This window comes from Dinoroseobacter sp. S76, from assembly GCF_049801095.1.
Taxonomy (GTDB): Bacteria; Pseudomonadota; Alphaproteobacteria; order Rhodobacterales; family Rhodobacteraceae; genus Dinoroseobacter.
In genome coordinates this window covers 70,545-86,344 of sequence record NZ_JBNAGH010000007.1, presented here as the reverse complement: position 1 = coordinate 86,344, position 15,800 = coordinate 70,545, and the positions used below count along the sequence as shown (strand labels likewise).

Here is a 15,800-nt window from a genome sequence, read left to right as displayed (position 1 = left end):
CATGTCATGCAGAGATCGGACCTGACCAAGAGGGGCTCCATGACTGCCAGCTACGAAGACCGCATGCTCCGCGTGCTCGACTATATCCACGACAACCCGCGGGGGGATCTCTCCCTGGACGCGCTCGCCGATGTCGCCGCCATGTCGCGGTTCCATTGGCACCGGGTGTTTCACGGCATGACCGGCGAGACCGCCGCGCAGGCCGTGCGCCGCATCCGGCTGCATCGCGCCGCCTGTAGGCTGGTGCAGACCGAGCAGAGCGTGGCCGAGATCGCGGCTCAGGCGGGGTATGACACCCCGCAGAGCTTCTCGCGCGCCTTCCGCGATGGCTTTGGCATGACCCCGACCCGGTTCCGGTCCCGCGGTGATCTGACCGCGCCCCTGTTGAAACCGGACAAAGGATCCAGACCCATGTTTCCCGTAGAAATCGAAACCCTGCCCGCCATGCGCCTTGCAGTGCTGCCCCATACCGGCCCCTATATGGAGGTTGGTCGCGTCTTCGAGCAGGTGATCACCCTCGCCACCTCCCGCAATCTCTGGCCCCACGCCACGGGGATGCTCGGGCTCTATTATGACGACCCGAACGCGGTGCCCGCCGCCGAGCTCCGCAGCCATGCGGGTCTGTCCCTCGGGCCGGATGCCCCAATCGCGTCCCCGCTGGAGGAGATCGCCCTGCCCAGTCGGAGTTATGGCGTGCTGACCTTCAAGGGGCCCTATGCGGGGCTGCGCGCGGCCTATGATCACCTCTACGGGGCGTGGCTGCCGAGTTCGGGGCGCGAGCCCGCGCATCAGCCAACCCTGGAGATCTATCTCAACGCGCCGCAGGACACAGCGCCCGATGACCTGCTGACCAAGATCTGTGTGCCCCTCAAGGCCGAAACACGCGCCAAAGAGCCCGCCTAGGGCCGGATCGGCGCGAGGCGAGGCGGGTTTCGGATCGGAAACCCGCCTCCCCAAGCTTGCGGCGAATGCGACAGAAAAGCCGCATTTTCCGACTTGCCGGATATCCGTCCCGCCCCGTATACGCGGCGGCGGGACACCCTTCCCCAACGAAGGGCAGATATCTGGAAGGATACCAGCAATGGCTATCAAAGCTCCGGCCACGCGGCCGGCAAACCCGCGTTTTTCCTCTGGCCCTTGTGCCAAACCCCCCACCTGGACTCTGGATGCGCTCAGCGACGCCGCCTTGGGCCGCTCGCACCGGGCTGCCATCGGCAAGGACAAGCTGAAGGCCGCGATCGAGACCACCCGCGAGGTGCTCGGCGTGCCCGCCGACTACAAGATCGGCATCGTGCCCGCCTCTGACACCGGGGCCTATGAAATGGCCATGTGGAGCCTCCTGGGGGAACGCCCGGTCGAGATGCTCGCATGGGAAAGCTTTGGCTCCGGCTGGGTCACCGATGCGGTCAAACAGCTGAAGCTCGATGCGGTGACCAAGACCGCCGAATATGGCGAGATCGTCGATCTGGCCTCAGTCGATTTTGACAAGGATGTCTGCTTTACTTGGAACGGCACCACCTCCGGCGTGCGTGTACCAAACGGCGACGCGATCCCGGCGGATCGTGCGGGCCTGACGCTTTGCGACGCGACCTCCGCGGCCTTCGCAATGGATCTGCCCTGGGACAAGCTCGATGTGACCACCTTCTCCTGGCAGAAGGTGCTGGGCGGTGAAGCGGCCCACGGGATCCTGATCCTGAGCCCCCGCGCCGTGGCCCGTCTGGAGAGCTACACCCCCGCCTGGCCCCTGCCCAAGATCTTCCGCCTGACCAAGGGCGGCAAGCTGATCGACGGGATCTTCACGGGTGCCACGATCAACACGCCGTCGATGCTCTGCGTTGAGGATTACCTCTTCGCGCTGGACTGGGCGAAATCCGTGGGCGGACTCAAGGGCCTGATCGCGCGGGCGGATGCCAACACGGCCGCTGTGACCGCCTTTGTCGAGGCCAATGACTGGATCGACTTCCTCGCCGTGGATCCGGCGACGCGCTCGAACACCTCTGTCTGCCTGAAGTTCACGGACGATCGGATCGTGGACGGCGCGGCGTTCGCCAAGGCCGTGGCGAAGCGGCTGGAGGCCGAGGGCATCGCGCTCGATATCGGCGCCTATCGCGATGCCCCTGCGGGCCTGCGCATCTGGTGCGGCGGCACGGTCGAGACCTCGGATGTCGAGGCCATGCTCCCTTGGCTCGCCTATGCCTTCGAAGCCGAGATCGCAGCCCAGAAAGCTGCCGCCTGAGCGACGCGCGTCCGCCCGGTCGTAACAGCGACCGGGCCACCCTCCCCTGAATTCCGGCACGCGACCCGCAACACGGGCGCGCGGCCTGCACCGCATAAAGGAGCCCATCATGGCCCCCAAAGTACTCGTCTCCGACAAGCTTTCGGAAACCGCCGTCCAGATCTTCCGCGATCGCGGCATTGAAGTCGACTTCGAACCAGCCCTCGGCAAGGACAAGGACAAGCTCGCCGAGATGATCGGCCAGTATGACGGCCTCGCCATCCGCTCGGCCACCAAGGTCACCGAGAAACTCCTCGAGAACGCCGACAACCTCAAGGTCGTGGGCCGCGCCGGGATCGGCACGGACAATGTGGACAAGGTCGCCGCCTCCAAGAAAGGCGTGATCGTGATGAACACGCCCTTCGGCAACATGATCACCACCGCCGAGCATGCCATCGCGATGATGTTCGCCGTGGCACGCCAGATCCCCGAAGCCTCCGCCTCGACTCATGCGGGCAAGTGGGAGAAGTCGAAATTCATGGGGGTCGAGCTGACCGCCAAGACCCTGGGCGTGATCGGCGCGGGCAATATCGGGGGCATCGTCTGCGAGCGCGCCGTGGGCCTGAAGATGAAGGTCGTGGCCTATGACCCCTTCCTCAGCGAAGAGCGCGCCGCCAAGCTCGGCGTCGAAAAGGTCGAGCTGGACGAGCTTCTGACCCGCGCGGATTTCATTACGCTCCACGTGCCCTTCACCGAGCAGACCAAGAGCATCTTGAGCCGCGAAGCGCTGGAGAAGACCAAGAAGGGCGTGCGGATCATCAACTGCGCCCGGGGCGGGCTCGTGGACGAGGCAGCTCTGGCCGAGCTTCTGACCTCCGGCCATGTGGCGGGGGCTGCCTTTGACGTCTTCGCCGAGGAGCCGGCCACCGAGAACCCGCTCTTTAACCTGCCGAATGTGGTCTGCACCCCGCATCTGGGGGCCTCCACCACCGAAGCGCAGGAAAACGTCGCCCTGCAGGTGGCCGAGCAGATGTCGAACTACCTGCTGACCGGCGCGGTGGAGAACGCGCTGAACATGCCTTCGGTCACCGCCGAAGAGGCCAAGGTCATGGGCCCCTGGGTCAAGCTGGCCGGGCATCTGGGGACCTTTGTCGGGCAGCTCACCGAAGAGGCCATCGACAGCATCGAGATCACCTATAACGGCACGGTCTCCAAGATGAACCTCGAGGCGCTCAATTGCGGTGCCGTGGCCGGGATCATGCAGGCCACCAACCCGGATGTGAACATGGTCTCGGCGCCGGTGATCGCCAAGGAGCGTGGCATCGGCATCTCGACCACCACCCAAGACAAATCCGGTGTGTTCGACGGCTACATCAAGCTGACGGTGAAAACCGACCAGCGCGAGCGCTCCATCGCGGGCACGGTCTTTTCCGATGGCAAGCCGCGCTTTATCCAGATCAAGGGCATCAATATCGATGCGGAGATCGGGGAGCACATGCTCTACACCACCAACAAGGACGTCCCCGGCATCATCGGGACGCTGGGCATGACCATGGGCCAGAACGACGTGAATATCGCGAACTTCACCCTGGGTCGGGACGAGACCAATGGCGACGCGATCGCGCTCCTCTATCTCGACGCGCCCTGCCCGGCCACTGTTCTGGGCAAACTGAAAGACACAGGTCTGTTCCAGCAGGTGCGGCCGCTACAATTCAACGTTGCCTGACCCCATGTCGGTCTGAGACACTCACAGGGCCCCGCTGGTTTCGGCGGGGCCTTCTTTTTTTGGAAGCATCATGCGTTTTTATGCCATTGGCGATATTCACGGCCATCTGGACCAGCTCCGCAATGCCCATCGGTTGATCGAAGAAGACCGGGGCCGCGTCCGGGATCCGGACGCGGCGGTCGTGCATACGGGCGATCTGGTGGATCGGGGGCCCGACAGTCGCGGTGTCCTCGAGTATTTGATCTCCGGGCGCGCCACGGGCGCCCCCTGGGTCGTGCTCCTGGGCAACCATGACCGCATGTTCCTGCGGTTTGTTCGGGATGGGCTGGCCCATGATCCCGCCGTGCGCTCGGGCAAGAGCTGGCTGCACCCGGTGCTCGGTGGGGCGACGACACTCGCCTCCTACGGGGTGGAGGCGGAGGATGGTTCCTTCGAAGCGGCGATTGACGCCGCCCGGGCCGCCGTGCCGTCGGATCACCTGGCATTCCTTGCGGAGCTGCCGCTCTGGCTCGAGACGGAGGCGCATATCTGCGTCCATGCCGGGATCCGTCCGGGCATTCCCCTGCCACAGCAGGCGGAAGAGGATCTGCTCTGGATTCGGGACGATTTCCTACTGGAGACGGCGGACCACGGCAAGCTCGTGGTCCATGGCCATACAGCGCTGAAAATGCCGGTTTTCTATGGCAATCGGCTGAATATCGACGCGGGCGCAGGCTATGGCCGCCCGATCGCGCCGGTGGTGGTGGAGGGGCGCGCGGCCTGGATGCTCACCGATACCGGGCGCTTCCCCTTGCGCGCGCCCTAAGGGTCAGGTTTTGGCCATCGCCAGCGCCTCCCGCAGGGCCTCCAGGTCCCCCACATGGTTTGCGAGGATGAGCACGAGGCGCGCGTTGAGCGCGTGGCTTTCCTGCTCGCTCAACCCGCGATGGGCGGCGAGCAGTTCGGCATAGAACCCGTCATGCTCGGGAAGGTTTGGCTCGGTCACCAGCGCCATCACGCGCCCTCCCACATCATACGGAAAGCATCGGCCAGCGCTCCGGCCTCCGCATCGGTCCAGCGGGCCGCGATGACCTGATCCGGGCGGATAAGGTAAAGCGCGCTCTCGGCCTCGCCCAGATAGCGTTGCTGGATCTCGGCCGTTGCGGGCAGTTCCAGGACCCGGCACGGGGCCTCCTGCGGCGCCGCGCGCCCGAGGGCCAGCAGCACAGGCTCATGGCCCAAGTGGTTCATCAACCACCCATTGGCCAGGGGGGCGTCGGGCGCCACCGCACCGGGGCGCGCACCCGGTGGGAGGGTCGGATCATCCGGCGCGGCCAGAGGATAGATGCAAGGGCGCGACAGGCGCCCGGAATTGACCCAGCCCCGCGCGAAAGATGTGGTCCCGGCGAGGTGCAGCACCTGATCGCGGAACATCCGCTCCACCCCGTCGCCGGGGGTCATGAATTTCGTCGCCCGGGCGGAGTTTGCGATATTCTCATCCGCGCCGAAGCCCCGCTCGCGACCATAACTCGCGAGCAGGCGCTCTCCCGCACGCCCGTCCAGCACGGCGGCCAGTTTCCAGCCCAGGTTGTCCACATCCTGCAACCCGCCATTGCCGCCCCGCGCGCCGAAGGGGCTGACCACATGGGCGCTGTCCCCAACGAAGATCACCGGGCCATGGACGAACTCCGCCAGCCGTCGGCACTGGAAGGTGTAGACGCTGACCCAGTCGAGGCGGAACGCATCATGGCCCACGACCTTGACGATGCGCGGGATGACCACCTCGGGCTGCATCTCATGCTCGGGATTGGCGTCCCATCCAAGTTGCAGGTCGATGCGATAGATATTGTCCGGCTGCTTGTGCAGCAAGGCGGACTGGCCTGCATGGAACTCCGGTTCGAACCAGAAATGCCGCTCGGAGGGGAAATCCGCCTCCATCTCGATATCGGCGATGAGGAAGCGTTCTTCGAAGACCTCGCCTTCGAACTCCAGCCCGAGCATGCCGCGGATCGGCGAGCGCGCCCCGTCGCAGGCCAGCACATAGGAGGCCTCGAGCGCATAGGGCCCGTCCGGCGTCTCGATATCGAGAATCGCGCCCGCAGCCCCAGGATCGATCCCCACGACCTTGTTCTTGAAGCGCAGATCGATGAGCGGGATCTCCTGCGCGCGCTCTACGAGGAACTGTTCCACATAGTATTGCTGCAGGTTGATAAAGGCGGGCATCTTGTGCCCGGCCTCGGGCAGGAGGTCGAAATTGAACACCTCCTGATCGCGGTGAAAGGTGCGCCCAACCTGCCATGTGACGCCTTTGTCCAACGCCTTCCCGGCGATCCCGAGCCGGTCGAAAATCTCGAGCGACCGTTTCGACCAGCAGATCGCCCGGCTGCCCACGGAAACGACGTTGTTGTCGTCGAGCACCACGGACGCGACCCCCTGGCCCGCCAGCTCGATCGCCATGGCCAGACCGATCGGCCCGGCCCCGACGATCACCACGGGCTTCTTCCCTTCGGGCGCGGTCAGGCCCGGCGGTGGCACATAGTCGAAGGGTTGGTAGTCATAGGCCATCACGTCTCCTCCCGTGTCACCCAGAGCCGCCGCGCAGCCCAGAGGGCCGTGCCGCCAAAGAAAGCGCTGGCGATCAGCACAACCTCGACCCAGGCGATGCCGCCAAACCCGCGCGTGGCCAGCGCCACCCCCATCAAGGCCAGCCCGACGAGGCTGAACCCAAGGCGAAACCAAAGCTCGCCGCGGCTGGGGCCAAACTTGCTCACCCGCGCCAACCGGGGGTGCAGATCACTGCGACCATGGCGCGCCAGATGCCGTCCTGACGTTGCAAAATATAGTGGCCGTCGATCTCTTCCATGAGGCTGCCATCCGCCCGCCAGCGACGGACATTCGGCACGTCCGCCACGACCGTGTCCGGCCCACAGCTTCGGGCGGTCACGGGACCCAGGGTGGTATGGCTGAACCCGTCCGCCTCCATCTGCGCGAAGAGGTCCTTCAGCATCGCGACCTTGGCCGCAGCATCGGGCAGGGAAACCGCCCCGCCCGGCAGCACGAAGCTTGCCGGAGCGCCGTAGCAGTCCGCCACCGCGTCAAAGTCGCGGGCATTCCAATGGGTCACATAGGCGTCGAAGAACGCCTCGATCTCGGCTTGATCCGACATGGCTCCTCCCTCAGCCCTGCAGGGCCGCCCACATCTCCTTGTCGCGCGCAGCGGTCCAGATGCGCGGCGTCTCGATCCCGCGCGCCTCGTCATAGGCCCGCGCCACGTTGAAGGGCAGGCAATGCTCATAGATCGCGTAATCGGCGAATTTCGGATCGCATTCGGCGCGCACCGCTTCCCACGCGTCCTTGAGGCTGCCGCCCTTGGCCGCCACCCGCGCCGCGGGGCGATAGGTGCTTTCGACGAAATCGCGGGTGCTCTCGATGGCGGCTGAGACCATCTCTTCGCCAATCAGCGCATCGCCCCGCCCCGGCGCGATGGCGCGCGGCTCATAGGCGGCGATCTGATCCAGCGTTTCGCCCCATTCAGTCAGATGCCCGTCGCCGCAATAGCAGGCGGAGTGAAACTCGACGATGTCGCCGGTGAACATCACCTCCTCATCGGGCACCCAGATCACCGCATCCCCCGCCGTATGGGCGCGGCCCAGATGCATGATGTCGACCCGTCGCTGCCCGAGATAGACAGTCATCCGGTCCGAGAAGGTCGTGGTCGGCCAGGTCAGGCCGGGAATGCTCTCATGCCCCTCAAACAGGCGCGGAAAGCGGTCGAACTCACTGTCCCAATCCTCCTGCCCGCGCTCGGCCACCATGGCGCGCGCCGTGTCGGACATGATGATCTCCCGCGCACCATAGGCGGAGGCCCCGAGCACGCGCACGGCGTGGTAATGGGTCAGCACCAGATGCGAGATCGGCTTGTCCGTCACCTTGCGGATTTCGGCGATCACTTTCTCGGCGAGACGTGGCGTTGCCTGAGCCTCGATGACCATGACGCTGTCATCGCCGATGATCACACCCGAATTCGGATCCCCCTCGGCGGTGAAGGCATAGAGCCCCTCGCCGATCTGGGTGAAGGACGTAGTCTTCTCGGCCAGATCATTGGCGGAGGCGAAGGTCTTCTCGCTCATCAGCGGGCCTGCAGGATTTGTGCGACTTCGGGAAGGATACGTTGCTGCAAACCGGCGATCTCCGGCCCCAATTGCTGCGTGAAGACCGACATGATGGTTTGCGTCTTGCGCAGAACCGACGCACCGACATCGGTGGCGTAGAACTCGATCACCGCTTCGAGCTCTTCAGCGGTCATGACCTCTGCGGTGGCGGTGATCAACACCTCCGAGAAGCGCGGCCGCAGCGTGTCGAGTTCGCGGGACAGGAGTTTCGCAATCTCTCCCACTTGCGCGTCTGTGATCGGAACATTGGGCGGCAACCCGGCACGGAACTGCACAGCCATGGCCTCTGGCGAGAACATGGTGTCCATCATGTCCTGAACGGCGGGCAGGCCGACATAGTCTTCGGCCAAAGCCCGCGTGTCCTGGGCCATAGCGGGCGCCACGAGCACCACGCCGAGCAATGCGGCTGCAATACAGTGTTTCATTCATCTCTCCTTCGGCGCGGGAGGGGGCCCCGGCCTGATTTCCGCGTCGCGTTCAGCCTATTTCGGCTCCGGCGTGCCGTCGAACTTCTTTTCCAGATCGGCCCAGCACTCGATATAGTCGTCCTGCAACGGCGCCTCTTCGGCGGCGAAGCGCGTCAGGTGCTGCGGGAAGCGGGTCTCGAACATGAAGGACATGGTGTTGTCGAGCTTCTCCGGCGCAAGCTCGGCCTGGGACGCGCCCTCAAACGCGGCCCGATCGGGACCGTGGGGCAGCATCATATTGTGCAGGCTCATCCCACCGGGCACGAAGCCCTGGGGCTTGGCATCATACTGGCCATAGATATTCCCCATCAGCTCGGACATGACGTTCTTGTGGTACCAGGGCGGGCGGAAGGTGTTCTCCGCCACCATCCAGCGTTCGCGAAACAGCACGAAGTCGATATTCGCCGTCCCCGCGACCCCCGAAGGCGCCGTGAGCACCGTGAAGATCGACGGATCCGGGTGGTCGAACAGCACCGCGCCGACGGGACAATACGTCCGCAGGTCGTATTTGCAGGGCGCGTAGTTGCCGTGCCATGCCACCACATCCAGTGGGCTATGCCCGATCGTGGTCTCGTGGAACTGGCCGCACCATTTCACCGTCACCGTTGAGGGCACTTCGCGGTCCTCGAACGCCGCCACGGGTGTCTTGAAGTCGCGCCGGTTGGCCATGCAATTCGCACCGATCGGCCCGCGCCCGGGGAGTTCGAATTTCTGGCCGTAGTTCTCGCAGACAAAGCCCCGGGCGGGCCCCTCGAGCACCTCGACCCGGTAAAGGAGGCCGCGGGGCAGAATCGCAATCTCCTTGGGTGCGAGATCGATCACGCCAAGCTCAGTGCAGAACCGCAAGCGCCCCTCCTGCGGGACGACCAGAAGCTCGCTATCGGCGGAGTAGAAATACGCCTCCTCCATCGAGGCGGTAACCAGATAGATATGGGCCGCCATCCCCACTTGCGTGTTCACATCCCCCGCCGTGGTCATGGTCCGTATCCCCGTCAGCCAGGTCAGCGGCGCCTCGGAATGGGGGACCGGATCCCAGCGATACTGGCCGAGGCTGATCACATCCGGATCCACATGGGGCGCGGTTTTCCAGTGCGGCAGGTCGATCTTGCGATAGCGCCCGGAATGCTTGACCGAGGGTCGGATGCGGTAGCACCAGGTCCGCTCGTTCTGATGGCTGGGCGCCGTGAACGCCGTCCCGGAGAGCTGCTCACCATAGAGCCCATAGGCACAGCGCTGCGGGCTGTTTTGCCCCTGGGGCAGCGCACCGGGCAAGGCCTCCGTCTCAAAATCGTTGCCGAAGCCGGGCATATAGACCGCGCCACTGGCACTGACTGCCTGCTGCATCCGCATCTGTCGATCAGGTTTGTTCATGGGCTCCCCCCGTCCCTGGACGCGATATTGTTGCACATGCAACGAAGTGAGGCAACGCATCTTGCCAATCGGTGCCGCGGAGGGAACCCTGCGCCCAGACCACGCGTTGACCCGCCAAACCGGAGACCTCTATGCATCGCCTGCTTTGCGCCACCGCCCTCTGCCTCGCCCTGCCCGCCCATGCCGAACAGGTCGGTAATGTGGGCGTGGACTGGGTGGGCAATGACATCATCATCGAGGCGATCCAGGACCCGGAGGTCACGGGCGTGACCTGCCATATCGCCTATTTCGAACGCGGGCTGCTCGACCGGCTTTCCAAGGGGAACTGGTTCGAGGATCCCTCCAACGCCTCCATCGCCTGCCGTCAGACCGGCCCGATCACCATCGGCGAGATCAGCCGGGATCCGGAGGGCGAGGATGTCTTCAACGAACGCCGCTCTATCGTGCTGAAATCCCTGCGGATCAAGCGGATCTTCGACGCAGCGAACCAGACCCTGATCTATGTCGCCCATGCGCGGGAGCTGACCGACGGATCCGCGAAAATGGCGATCTCCACGGTGCCCCTCTATCAGCCATAGCTGCGGCCCTTCTCGGCCAGCACACGCTGCGCCTCGACCCGGCTGGGCAGAGTATCGGCCGCACAGCCATAGGTCTCGCCCGTGGCGATCTTGTCGAACACCCGCACCGCCTTGGCATGGACCGGGCTGCGCACATAGGCGCGCATCTGCGCAAAGCTTTCCCAGAAGGTCAGGGTGTACTGCACGCCGCCCGCCTGCCAGGCCTCAACCGACAGAGCCCCCGCTGCGCGTTCCGCCGCACGGTAGCTCGGCATCGCATGGAGCCAAAAGAGGGGGGCGTGAAAGACGCTGCGCAGCCGCAGCCCGGTGATCGAAACATGTCCCATCCCCCGCAACATAGGGCGCGACAGGAAAACTTAAGTCTGAAAATATCCTCGCCGAAGGCCCGCCCCGGCAGGGGCGCCTACCCCGTGCGCATCGTATCGCCCGGCTCGAGGACCGGCGCGAGGGTGATCGTCTCCCCCGGCAGGTCCGCATCCATCCGCGCCACGATCATCTCGGCCGCCGCACGCCCGATCTCGCGCCGGCAGGAATCGATCGTTGCCAGCTTGATCGGCAGGCCCCGCAACAACTCCACCCCGTTGAACCCGGCCATGCCGAACCCATTCGGAATGTCCATGCCCTGTTCCTTGCAATAGAGCAGACCGCCCGCGCCGATCAGGTCGTTGGAGTAATACATGAAGTCGAGATCCGGCACTTTCTCCAGCATGGAGGCCGTCAGCTCCCGCCCCTTGGCCAGGGCCGATCCGCCTTCATAGAACTCCCATTCCGCAAGCTCGACCCCGCCCTTGGCCAGCGCCTCGACAAAGCCCTCGTAGCGTTTGCGCGCCCGGTGATCGAGCGCCATCTTGGTGCCCATGAAGCCGATCCGGCGATACCCGGCCTCGAGGATGGCCTCGCCCATTTCGCGCCCGGCCCTGCGATGGGAAATCCCCACGGCGCAATCGGTGGGGTTGCCATCAGTGTCCATGATCTCAACCACGGGAATGCCCGCATTGCGCAGCATGGCGCGGGCCGCCTCCGTATGCTCCAGCCCCGCGATGATGATCCCCGAAGGACGCCAGCTCAGCATCTCGTAAAGGACCTTCTCCTCCTTCTCGGGCAGGTAATCGGTGATCCCGACCACGGGCTGCAGGTCGGTTTCCTCCAGCACGCTGGAGATCCCGCCCATCACCTCGGGAAAGACCATGTTCGACATGGAGGGGATGATCACCGCCACCAGGTTCACCCGGTTCGAGGCCAAGGCACCTGCGATCTTGTTGGGGACATAGCCCAGCGCCCGTGCGGCCTCCTGCACCTTGGCGCGGGTCGCGTCCGACACGTCGCCCCGGTTGCGCAACACACGACTGACGGTCATTTCGCTCACACCGGACGCCTCAGACACATCCCGAAGGGTCAGGGGGCGTCGCGCGCTGCTGTCGCTGGTGTCGGTCATGCAGGATCCTCGTGCACGCGGGGGAGAGAAAGCCGGATCCACCCGCCGCGTCGGGTCCATCCTGGCCCAATGCTACGTTAGCGCTCCCAAGGGTGGCAAGGGTCGGCAGGCCCGACCGGTTGACGCGGAACAAGAGATTTCGACTTTAAACTGCGGGGTTTGCCGATTTTTGCGCAGCCCCCCGCCGCATTGGCTTGGATCAGGTCATCCGCGCCTTCAGAGCGGTGAACTTGTTGGCCAGATGCGCCGAGAGTCGCTGGCCCAGTTCCGCTCCATCCCGGGCCTCGAGTGCGGTGATGATCCCCTCATGCTCCTCAACCGCCTGCTGCCAGCGCTCATCCGAGATATTGGCCAGAAAGCGCGCCCGTTTGACCCGGCTGGCGAGCACCTTGTGGTGCTGGCTCAGCACCTCATTGCCCGCCGCCCCGAGGATCCCTTCGTGGATGTCCTGATTGGCGCGGAAATACTCCTGCCGGTTCCGGGTCGAGAAACAGGCCACCATATCCTCATGGTGCCCACGGATCTCGGCGATCTGGGCATCGGACGCCGCCGCGCAGGCCAACTCCCCGGCCAGACGCTCCAGCGCAGCGATCACGGGGAAAGTCGCCTCCAACTCCTCCATCGTCACCGTTGAGACCCAAGCTCCTCGGTTCGGTTCCAGCACGGCGAGGCCTTCATTGGCCAGCACCTTGAGCGCTTCGCGCATGGGCGTGCGAGACACGCCAAAGCTCTCGCACAGGTCTTTCTCGGGGATCTTGGTGCCCGGCTCGAGCGTGCCCTCGATAATGAGCTCGCGCACCCGGTCCACAAGTTCCGCATGCAGCGACGGGCGGGAAATCGGTTTGGCTAGGTTCATCTCAAACTCCTGTCCCGGCACCGTCCAGCGCCATGTCCAATACCCGTGCCACGTGGATCGCCTCGCGCGCGGCACCGTCCTTGATCTGGTGGCGACAGGACGTGCCATCCGCCACGACAATCGCCTCCGCCGGGGCGGCCCGCACCGCGGGCAAGAGGTCCAGCTCGGCCATTTTAAGCGAGGTTTCTACCGTATCTTTGCCATATCCAAAAGCCCCGGCCATGCCGCAGCAACTGGTCTCGACCATCTCGATCTCTGCTCCGGGGATCTGGGACAGCACCTGCTGGACCGATCCCATGACGTTGTGGGCCTTCTGGTGGCAGTGCCCATGGAGCAGGATCGGACGCGCCAGGCTCTTGAGCGGGAGGGAGATATCGGCCTCAGTCAGATACTCCTCAAGCATCAGGGCCCTGGCGGCCACAACCTCCGCCGCATCCCCTGGGAGCAAAACCGGGATCTCATCCCGCAAGGTCAGAAGCGACGACGGCTCCAACCCGACAATTGCGCGCCCAGCCTCCGCATGGGGGCGCAACGCGTCCAAGGCCCGCTGAGCAGAGGCGCGGGCCTCGTTCACCAGCCCAACGGCGAGATAGGTGCGCCCACAGTCCAGCACTCCTTTACCATCCACCGGGCGCGCCACAGCCACCTTGAGCCCTGCCACCCGCAAGACCCGGCCCGCAGCCCGCAGGTTCTCAGGCTCGAAATACCGGTTGAAGAGGTCGGCCCAGAGGACGACATCCGGATTCGGATCGTCGAACTCGTCATCCTTGAAGGGCTTTGACGACCAGCGCGGCAGGTCCCGCGACGCCGCAAATCCGGTGAGCCCTTCGGTCATCTTGGCCACCCCCGGAAGCCAGTTCCGCGCATTGGCAAGCCAGGGCAGTTTCGACGCCAGCGGCGCGTATTTCGGCATATAGCCCACCAGCTTGTCATGGAGGCTCAGCCCGTTTTTCTCGGCCCGCGCCGCAAGCACCTCGATCTTCATCTTGGCCATGTCCACACCGGTCGGGCACTCCCGCTTGCACCCTTTGCAGGACACACAGAGCTTCATGGTCTCGGCCATGGCATCCGAGGCGAAGGCATCGGGCCCGAGCTGTCCAGAGATCGCGAGGCGCAGGGAATTTGCCCGTCCGCGCACCACGTCCCGCTCGTTCCGGGTCACGCGGTAGGACGGGCACATCACCCCGCCCTTCAGCTTGCGACAAGCGCCGTTGTTGTTGCACATCTCGACCGCGCCCTGAAACCCGCCGCCCGCGCCGGGCCAGGCGGACCAATCGAGGGCGGTCTTCATGGGTTTGACCGCGTAATCCGGCCCGTAGCGGAAGAGCCGCCGATCATCCATCTTGGGCGGGCGCACGATCTTGCCCGGATTGAAGAACCCCGTCGGATCAAAGCGATCCTTCACCTCGCCAAAGCTCTCGACCATGCGCGGGCCGAACATCTTCTCATGAAACTCGCTGCGGACAATCCCGTCGCCATGCTCCCCGGAATGGGAGCCCTTGTATTTCGCCACGAGGTCAAAACACTCCTCGGCAATGGCGCGCATGGTTTTCACGTCCTTGTCGAGTTTCATGTTCAGGACGGGCCGCACATGGAGGCAGCCCACCGAAGCATGGGCATACCAGGTGCCCTTGGTGCCGTTTTTCTCGAAAATCTCGGTGAGGCCTGCTGTATACTCGGCAAGATCCGGCAGTTCGACCGCGCAGTCCTCGACGAAGGAAACCGGTTTGCCCTCTGACTTCATGGACATCATGATGTTCAGGCCGGATTTACGCACCTCGCCGATCTCGTTTTGCAGCTTCGTATCCGTGACAGCGACAGAGCCACCCCAATTCTTGCCACTACGATCAAATGCAAAGCCAAGCTCCGACATTTTGTCAGACAATTCTTCGAGTTTCGCTGCGTTTGCAGCATCGGACCCTTCGGCGAACTCCACGAGGAGCAGGGCGGCGGGCTCCCCCTCAACGAATTGACTGATTGTCTGACGAAACATCGGAATATCTCGCGCCAGCGCGATCATCGTGTCGTCCACCAGTTCCACCGCGGCAGGCTTCAGAGGCACCAAATGCTGCGCAGCATCCATGGCCGCGTGGAAGCTCGGGAAATGGCAGGCCCCGGTGACTTTGGTCGATTGCAGGGGCGAGAGTTTGAGCTCGATCTCAGTGAAGTACCCAAGCGTACCTTCGGACCCGACGAGCAGGTGGGCCAGATTCGGTGCCGCATGCGCCGGCGTCAGCGCGTCGATATTATAGCCGCCAACCCTCCGGATGATGTTGGGAAAGCGCGCGGCGATCTCGGCCTGCTCCCGCTCTCCCAGCGCCAGCATGTCACCGACAAGGGCAGAGGTCGCGTCATTGCCCAGGGGCGATCCGCGATCGACCGGGCCAAACTGCGCCCGCGTGCCATCCGCCAAAATCGCCTCGATGGACAGTACATTGTCCCGCATGGTGCCGTAGCGCAGGGAACGCCCACCGCAGGAGTTGTTCGCGGCCATCCCGCCTATGGTCGCTCGAGAGGCCGTCGAGACATCCACCGGATACCACAGCCCGTGAGGCTTCAGGGCCCGGTTCAGCTCATCCAGAACGATGCCGGGCTGCACGACGCAGCGCCGGTTTTCGACGTCCAGTTCGATGATTTTGTTGAAGTATTTCGTGTTGTCGAGGACGAGCGCGGTGTTCACCGTCTGCCCGCATTGGGAGGTCCCGCCGCCGCGCGGCAACACGCTGGCGCCCAGTTCGCGCGCGACCCCCAGCGCCGTCTCGATATCCTGCCGGGTCCGCGGCACCACGGCACCCAATGGGGTCATCTGATAGATCGAGGCATCCGTCGCATAGCGTCCGCGCGAGAAGGGATCAAACAACAGATCCCCTTCAATCTGCCCCTGCAGACGCGCCGCCAAGGGCGACTTCTCCATCATCCCCATCCGCTTCTCCCTGTTTTTCGGTCCCGGAAAAAACCGGGTTGACTGAATTATGAATTCATAATTGTGTATGCACAACAC

General features: G+C 64.3%; 16 protein-coding genes. 5 read left to right on the top strand and 11 right to left on the bottom strand.

All coding sequences use genetic code 11. The features are described 5' to 3' along the window. Positions 1-39: 39 nt before the first annotated feature. From ACP153_RS17715 to ACP153_RS17700, 4 genes are all read left to right on the top strand, one after another. Positions 40-903, top strand: a complete 864-nt coding sequence (locus ACP153_RS17715; RefSeq protein WP_424972351.1) for an AraC family transcriptional regulator — start codon at positions 40-42, stop codon at positions 901-903. A 178-nt stretch (positions 904-1,081) separates the two neighbouring features. Continuing rightward, positions 1,082-2,236: a phosphoserine transaminase gene (locus ACP153_RS17710; protein ID WP_424972350.1), complete on the top strand. Its 1,155-nt coding sequence runs from the start codon at positions 1,082-1,084 to the stop codon at positions 2,234-2,236. A gap of 109 nt (positions 2,237-2,345) precedes the next feature. Further along, positions 2,346-3,941 (top strand): phosphoglycerate dehydrogenase, encoded by a 1,596-nt coding sequence (gene serA, locus ACP153_RS17705; protein WP_424972349.1) that lies wholly within the window; start codon positions 2,346-2,348, stop codon positions 3,939-3,941. A gap of 70 nt (positions 3,942-4,011) precedes the next feature. Beyond that, complete coding sequence (locus tag ACP153_RS17700) at positions 4,012-4,746, top strand: metallophosphoesterase family protein (RefSeq protein WP_424972348.1); 735 nt, start codon at positions 4,012-4,014, stop codon at positions 4,744-4,746. A 3-nt stretch (positions 4,747-4,749) separates the two neighbouring features. Here ACP153_RS17700 and ACP153_RS17695 read toward each other — a convergent pair whose 3' ends face one another. From ACP153_RS17695 to hmgA, 7 genes are read right to left on the bottom strand one after another with little or no spacing between them, the layout of a single operon-like run. Next, the gene (locus ACP153_RS17695; protein WP_424972347.1) at positions 4,750-4,935 is read right to left on the bottom strand and encodes a DUF2783 domain-containing protein; all 186 of its coding nucleotides are present in this window, start codon (positions 4,933-4,935) and stop codon (positions 4,750-4,752) included. Beyond that, the gene (locus tag ACP153_RS17690; protein WP_424972346.1) at positions 4,935-6,485 is read right to left on the bottom strand and encodes an FAD-dependent oxidoreductase; all 1,551 of its coding nucleotides are present in this window, start codon (positions 6,483-6,485) and stop codon (positions 4,935-4,937) included. The genes ACP153_RS17695 and ACP153_RS17690 overlap by 1 nt, the downstream gene beginning before the upstream one ends. After that, positions 6,485-6,691, bottom strand: a complete 207-nt coding sequence (locus tag ACP153_RS17685; RefSeq protein ID WP_424972345.1) for a hypothetical protein — start codon at positions 6,689-6,691, stop codon at positions 6,485-6,487. Before ACP153_RS17685 ends, ACP153_RS17690 begins: the two co-directional genes overlap by 1 nt. After that, a complete protein-coding gene (locus ACP153_RS17680) occupies positions 6,688-7,086 on the bottom strand; it encodes a hypothetical protein (protein WP_424972344.1) in 399 nt (132 codons plus the stop codon). The genes ACP153_RS17685 and ACP153_RS17680 overlap by 4 nt, the downstream gene beginning before the upstream one ends. A 10-nt stretch (positions 7,087-7,096) precedes the next feature. Beyond that, on the bottom strand, positions 7,097-8,050 hold the full coding sequence (locus ACP153_RS17675) for an MBL fold metallo-hydrolase (RefSeq protein ID WP_424972343.1): 954 nt from the start codon (positions 8,048-8,050) through the stop codon (positions 7,097-7,099). Then, complete coding sequence (locus ACP153_RS17670; protein WP_424972342.1) at positions 8,050-8,517, bottom strand: DUF2059 domain-containing protein; 468 nt, start codon at positions 8,515-8,517, stop codon at positions 8,050-8,052. Before ACP153_RS17670 ends, ACP153_RS17675 begins: the two co-directional genes overlap by 1 nt. 57 nt (positions 8,518-8,574) lie before the next feature. Continuing rightward, on the bottom strand, positions 8,575-9,930 hold the full coding sequence (hmgA, locus tag ACP153_RS17665; RefSeq protein ID WP_424972341.1) for a homogentisate 1,2-dioxygenase: 1,356 nt from the start codon (positions 9,928-9,930) through the stop codon (positions 8,575-8,577). A 131-nt stretch (positions 9,931-10,061) separates the two neighbouring features. Here hmgA and ACP153_RS17660 point away from each other — a divergent pair, with 131 nt between their 5' ends. Further along, positions 10,062-10,508, top strand: coding sequence for a CreA family protein (locus ACP153_RS17660; RefSeq protein WP_424972340.1), 447 nt, complete (start codon positions 10,062-10,064; stop codon positions 10,506-10,508). Here the strand turns inward: ACP153_RS17660 and ACP153_RS17655 are convergent. The 4 genes from ACP153_RS17655 to ACP153_RS17640 all read right to left on the bottom strand — a co-directional run bounded on the left by ACP153_RS17655 (position 10,499) and on the right by ACP153_RS17640 (position 15,722). Further along, complete coding sequence (locus ACP153_RS17655) at positions 10,499-10,834, bottom strand: hypothetical protein (protein WP_424972339.1); 336 nt, start codon at positions 10,832-10,834, stop codon at positions 10,499-10,501. The two genes, ACP153_RS17660 and ACP153_RS17655, sit on opposite strands and share 10 nt — an antisense overlap. 77 nt (positions 10,835-10,911) lie before the next feature. Continuing rightward, entirely contained in the window at positions 10,912-11,943 is a 1,032-nt protein-coding gene (locus ACP153_RS17650; protein ID WP_424972338.1) for a LacI family DNA-binding transcriptional regulator, read from the bottom strand. Positions 11,944-12,142: 199 nt separating this feature from the next. Further along, positions 12,143-12,799 (bottom strand): GntR family transcriptional regulator, encoded by a 657-nt coding sequence (locus tag ACP153_RS17645; protein WP_424972337.1) that lies wholly within the window; start codon positions 12,797-12,799, stop codon positions 12,143-12,145. Position 12,800: 1 nt separating this feature from the next. After that, complete coding sequence (locus ACP153_RS17640) at positions 12,801-15,722, bottom strand: FAD-binding and (Fe-S)-binding domain-containing protein (RefSeq protein ID WP_424972336.1); 2,922 nt, start codon at positions 15,720-15,722, stop codon at positions 12,801-12,803. Positions 15,723-15,800: the final 78 nt, after the last annotated feature.

Excerpts from the sequence above, each read along its gene's own strand:
- ACP153_RS17715 (WP_424972351.1), top strand. The coding sequence starts at position 40 with ATGACTGCCAGCTACGAAGACCGCATGCTCCGCGTGCTCGACTATATC.
- ACP153_RS17710 (WP_424972350.1), top strand. The coding sequence starts at position 1,082 with ATGGCTATCAAAGCTCCGGCCACGCGGCCGGCAAACCCGCGTTTTTCC.
- serA (WP_424972349.1), top strand. The coding sequence starts at position 2,346 with ATGGCCCCCAAAGTACTCGTCTCCGACAAGCTTTCGGAAACCGCCGTC.
- ACP153_RS17700 (WP_424972348.1), top strand. The coding sequence starts at position 4,012 with ATGCGTTTTTATGCCATTGGCGATATTCACGGCCATCTGGACCAGCTC.
- ACP153_RS17695 (WP_424972347.1), bottom strand. The coding sequence starts at position 4,935 with ATGGCGCTGGTGACCGAGCCAAACCTTCCCGAGCATGACGGGTTCTAT.
- ACP153_RS17690 (WP_424972346.1), bottom strand. The coding sequence starts at position 6,485 with ATGGCCTATGACTACCAACCCTTCGACTATGTGCCACCGCCGGGCCTG.
- ACP153_RS17680 (WP_424972344.1), bottom strand. The coding sequence starts at position 7,086 with ATGTCGGATCAAGCCGAGATCGAGGCGTTCTTCGACGCCTATGTGACC.
- ACP153_RS17675 (WP_424972343.1), bottom strand. The coding sequence starts at position 8,050 with ATGAGCGAGAAGACCTTCGCCTCCGCCAATGATCTGGCCGAGAAGACT.
- ACP153_RS17670 (WP_424972342.1), bottom strand. The coding sequence starts at position 8,517 with ATGAAACACTGTATTGCAGCCGCATTGCTCGGCGTGGTGCTCGTGGCG.
- hmgA (WP_424972341.1), bottom strand. The coding sequence starts at position 9,930 with ATGAACAAACCTGATCGACAGATGCGGATGCAGCAGGCAGTCAGTGCC.
- ACP153_RS17660 (WP_424972340.1), top strand. The coding sequence starts at position 10,062 with ATGCATCGCCTGCTTTGCGCCACCGCCCTCTGCCTCGCCCTGCCCGCC.
- ACP153_RS17655 (WP_424972339.1), bottom strand. The coding sequence starts at position 10,834 with ATGGGACATGTTTCGATCACCGGGCTGCGGCTGCGCAGCGTCTTTCAC.
- ACP153_RS17650 (WP_424972338.1), bottom strand. The coding sequence starts at position 11,943 with ATGACCGACACCAGCGACAGCAGCGCGCGACGCCCCCTGACCCTTCGG.
- ACP153_RS17645 (WP_424972337.1), bottom strand. The coding sequence starts at position 12,799 with ATGAACCTAGCCAAACCGATTTCCCGCCCGTCGCTGCATGCGGAACTT.
- ACP153_RS17640 (WP_424972336.1), bottom strand. The coding sequence starts at position 15,722 with ATGGGGATGATGGAGAAGTCGCCCTTGGCGGCGCGTCTGCAGGGGCAG.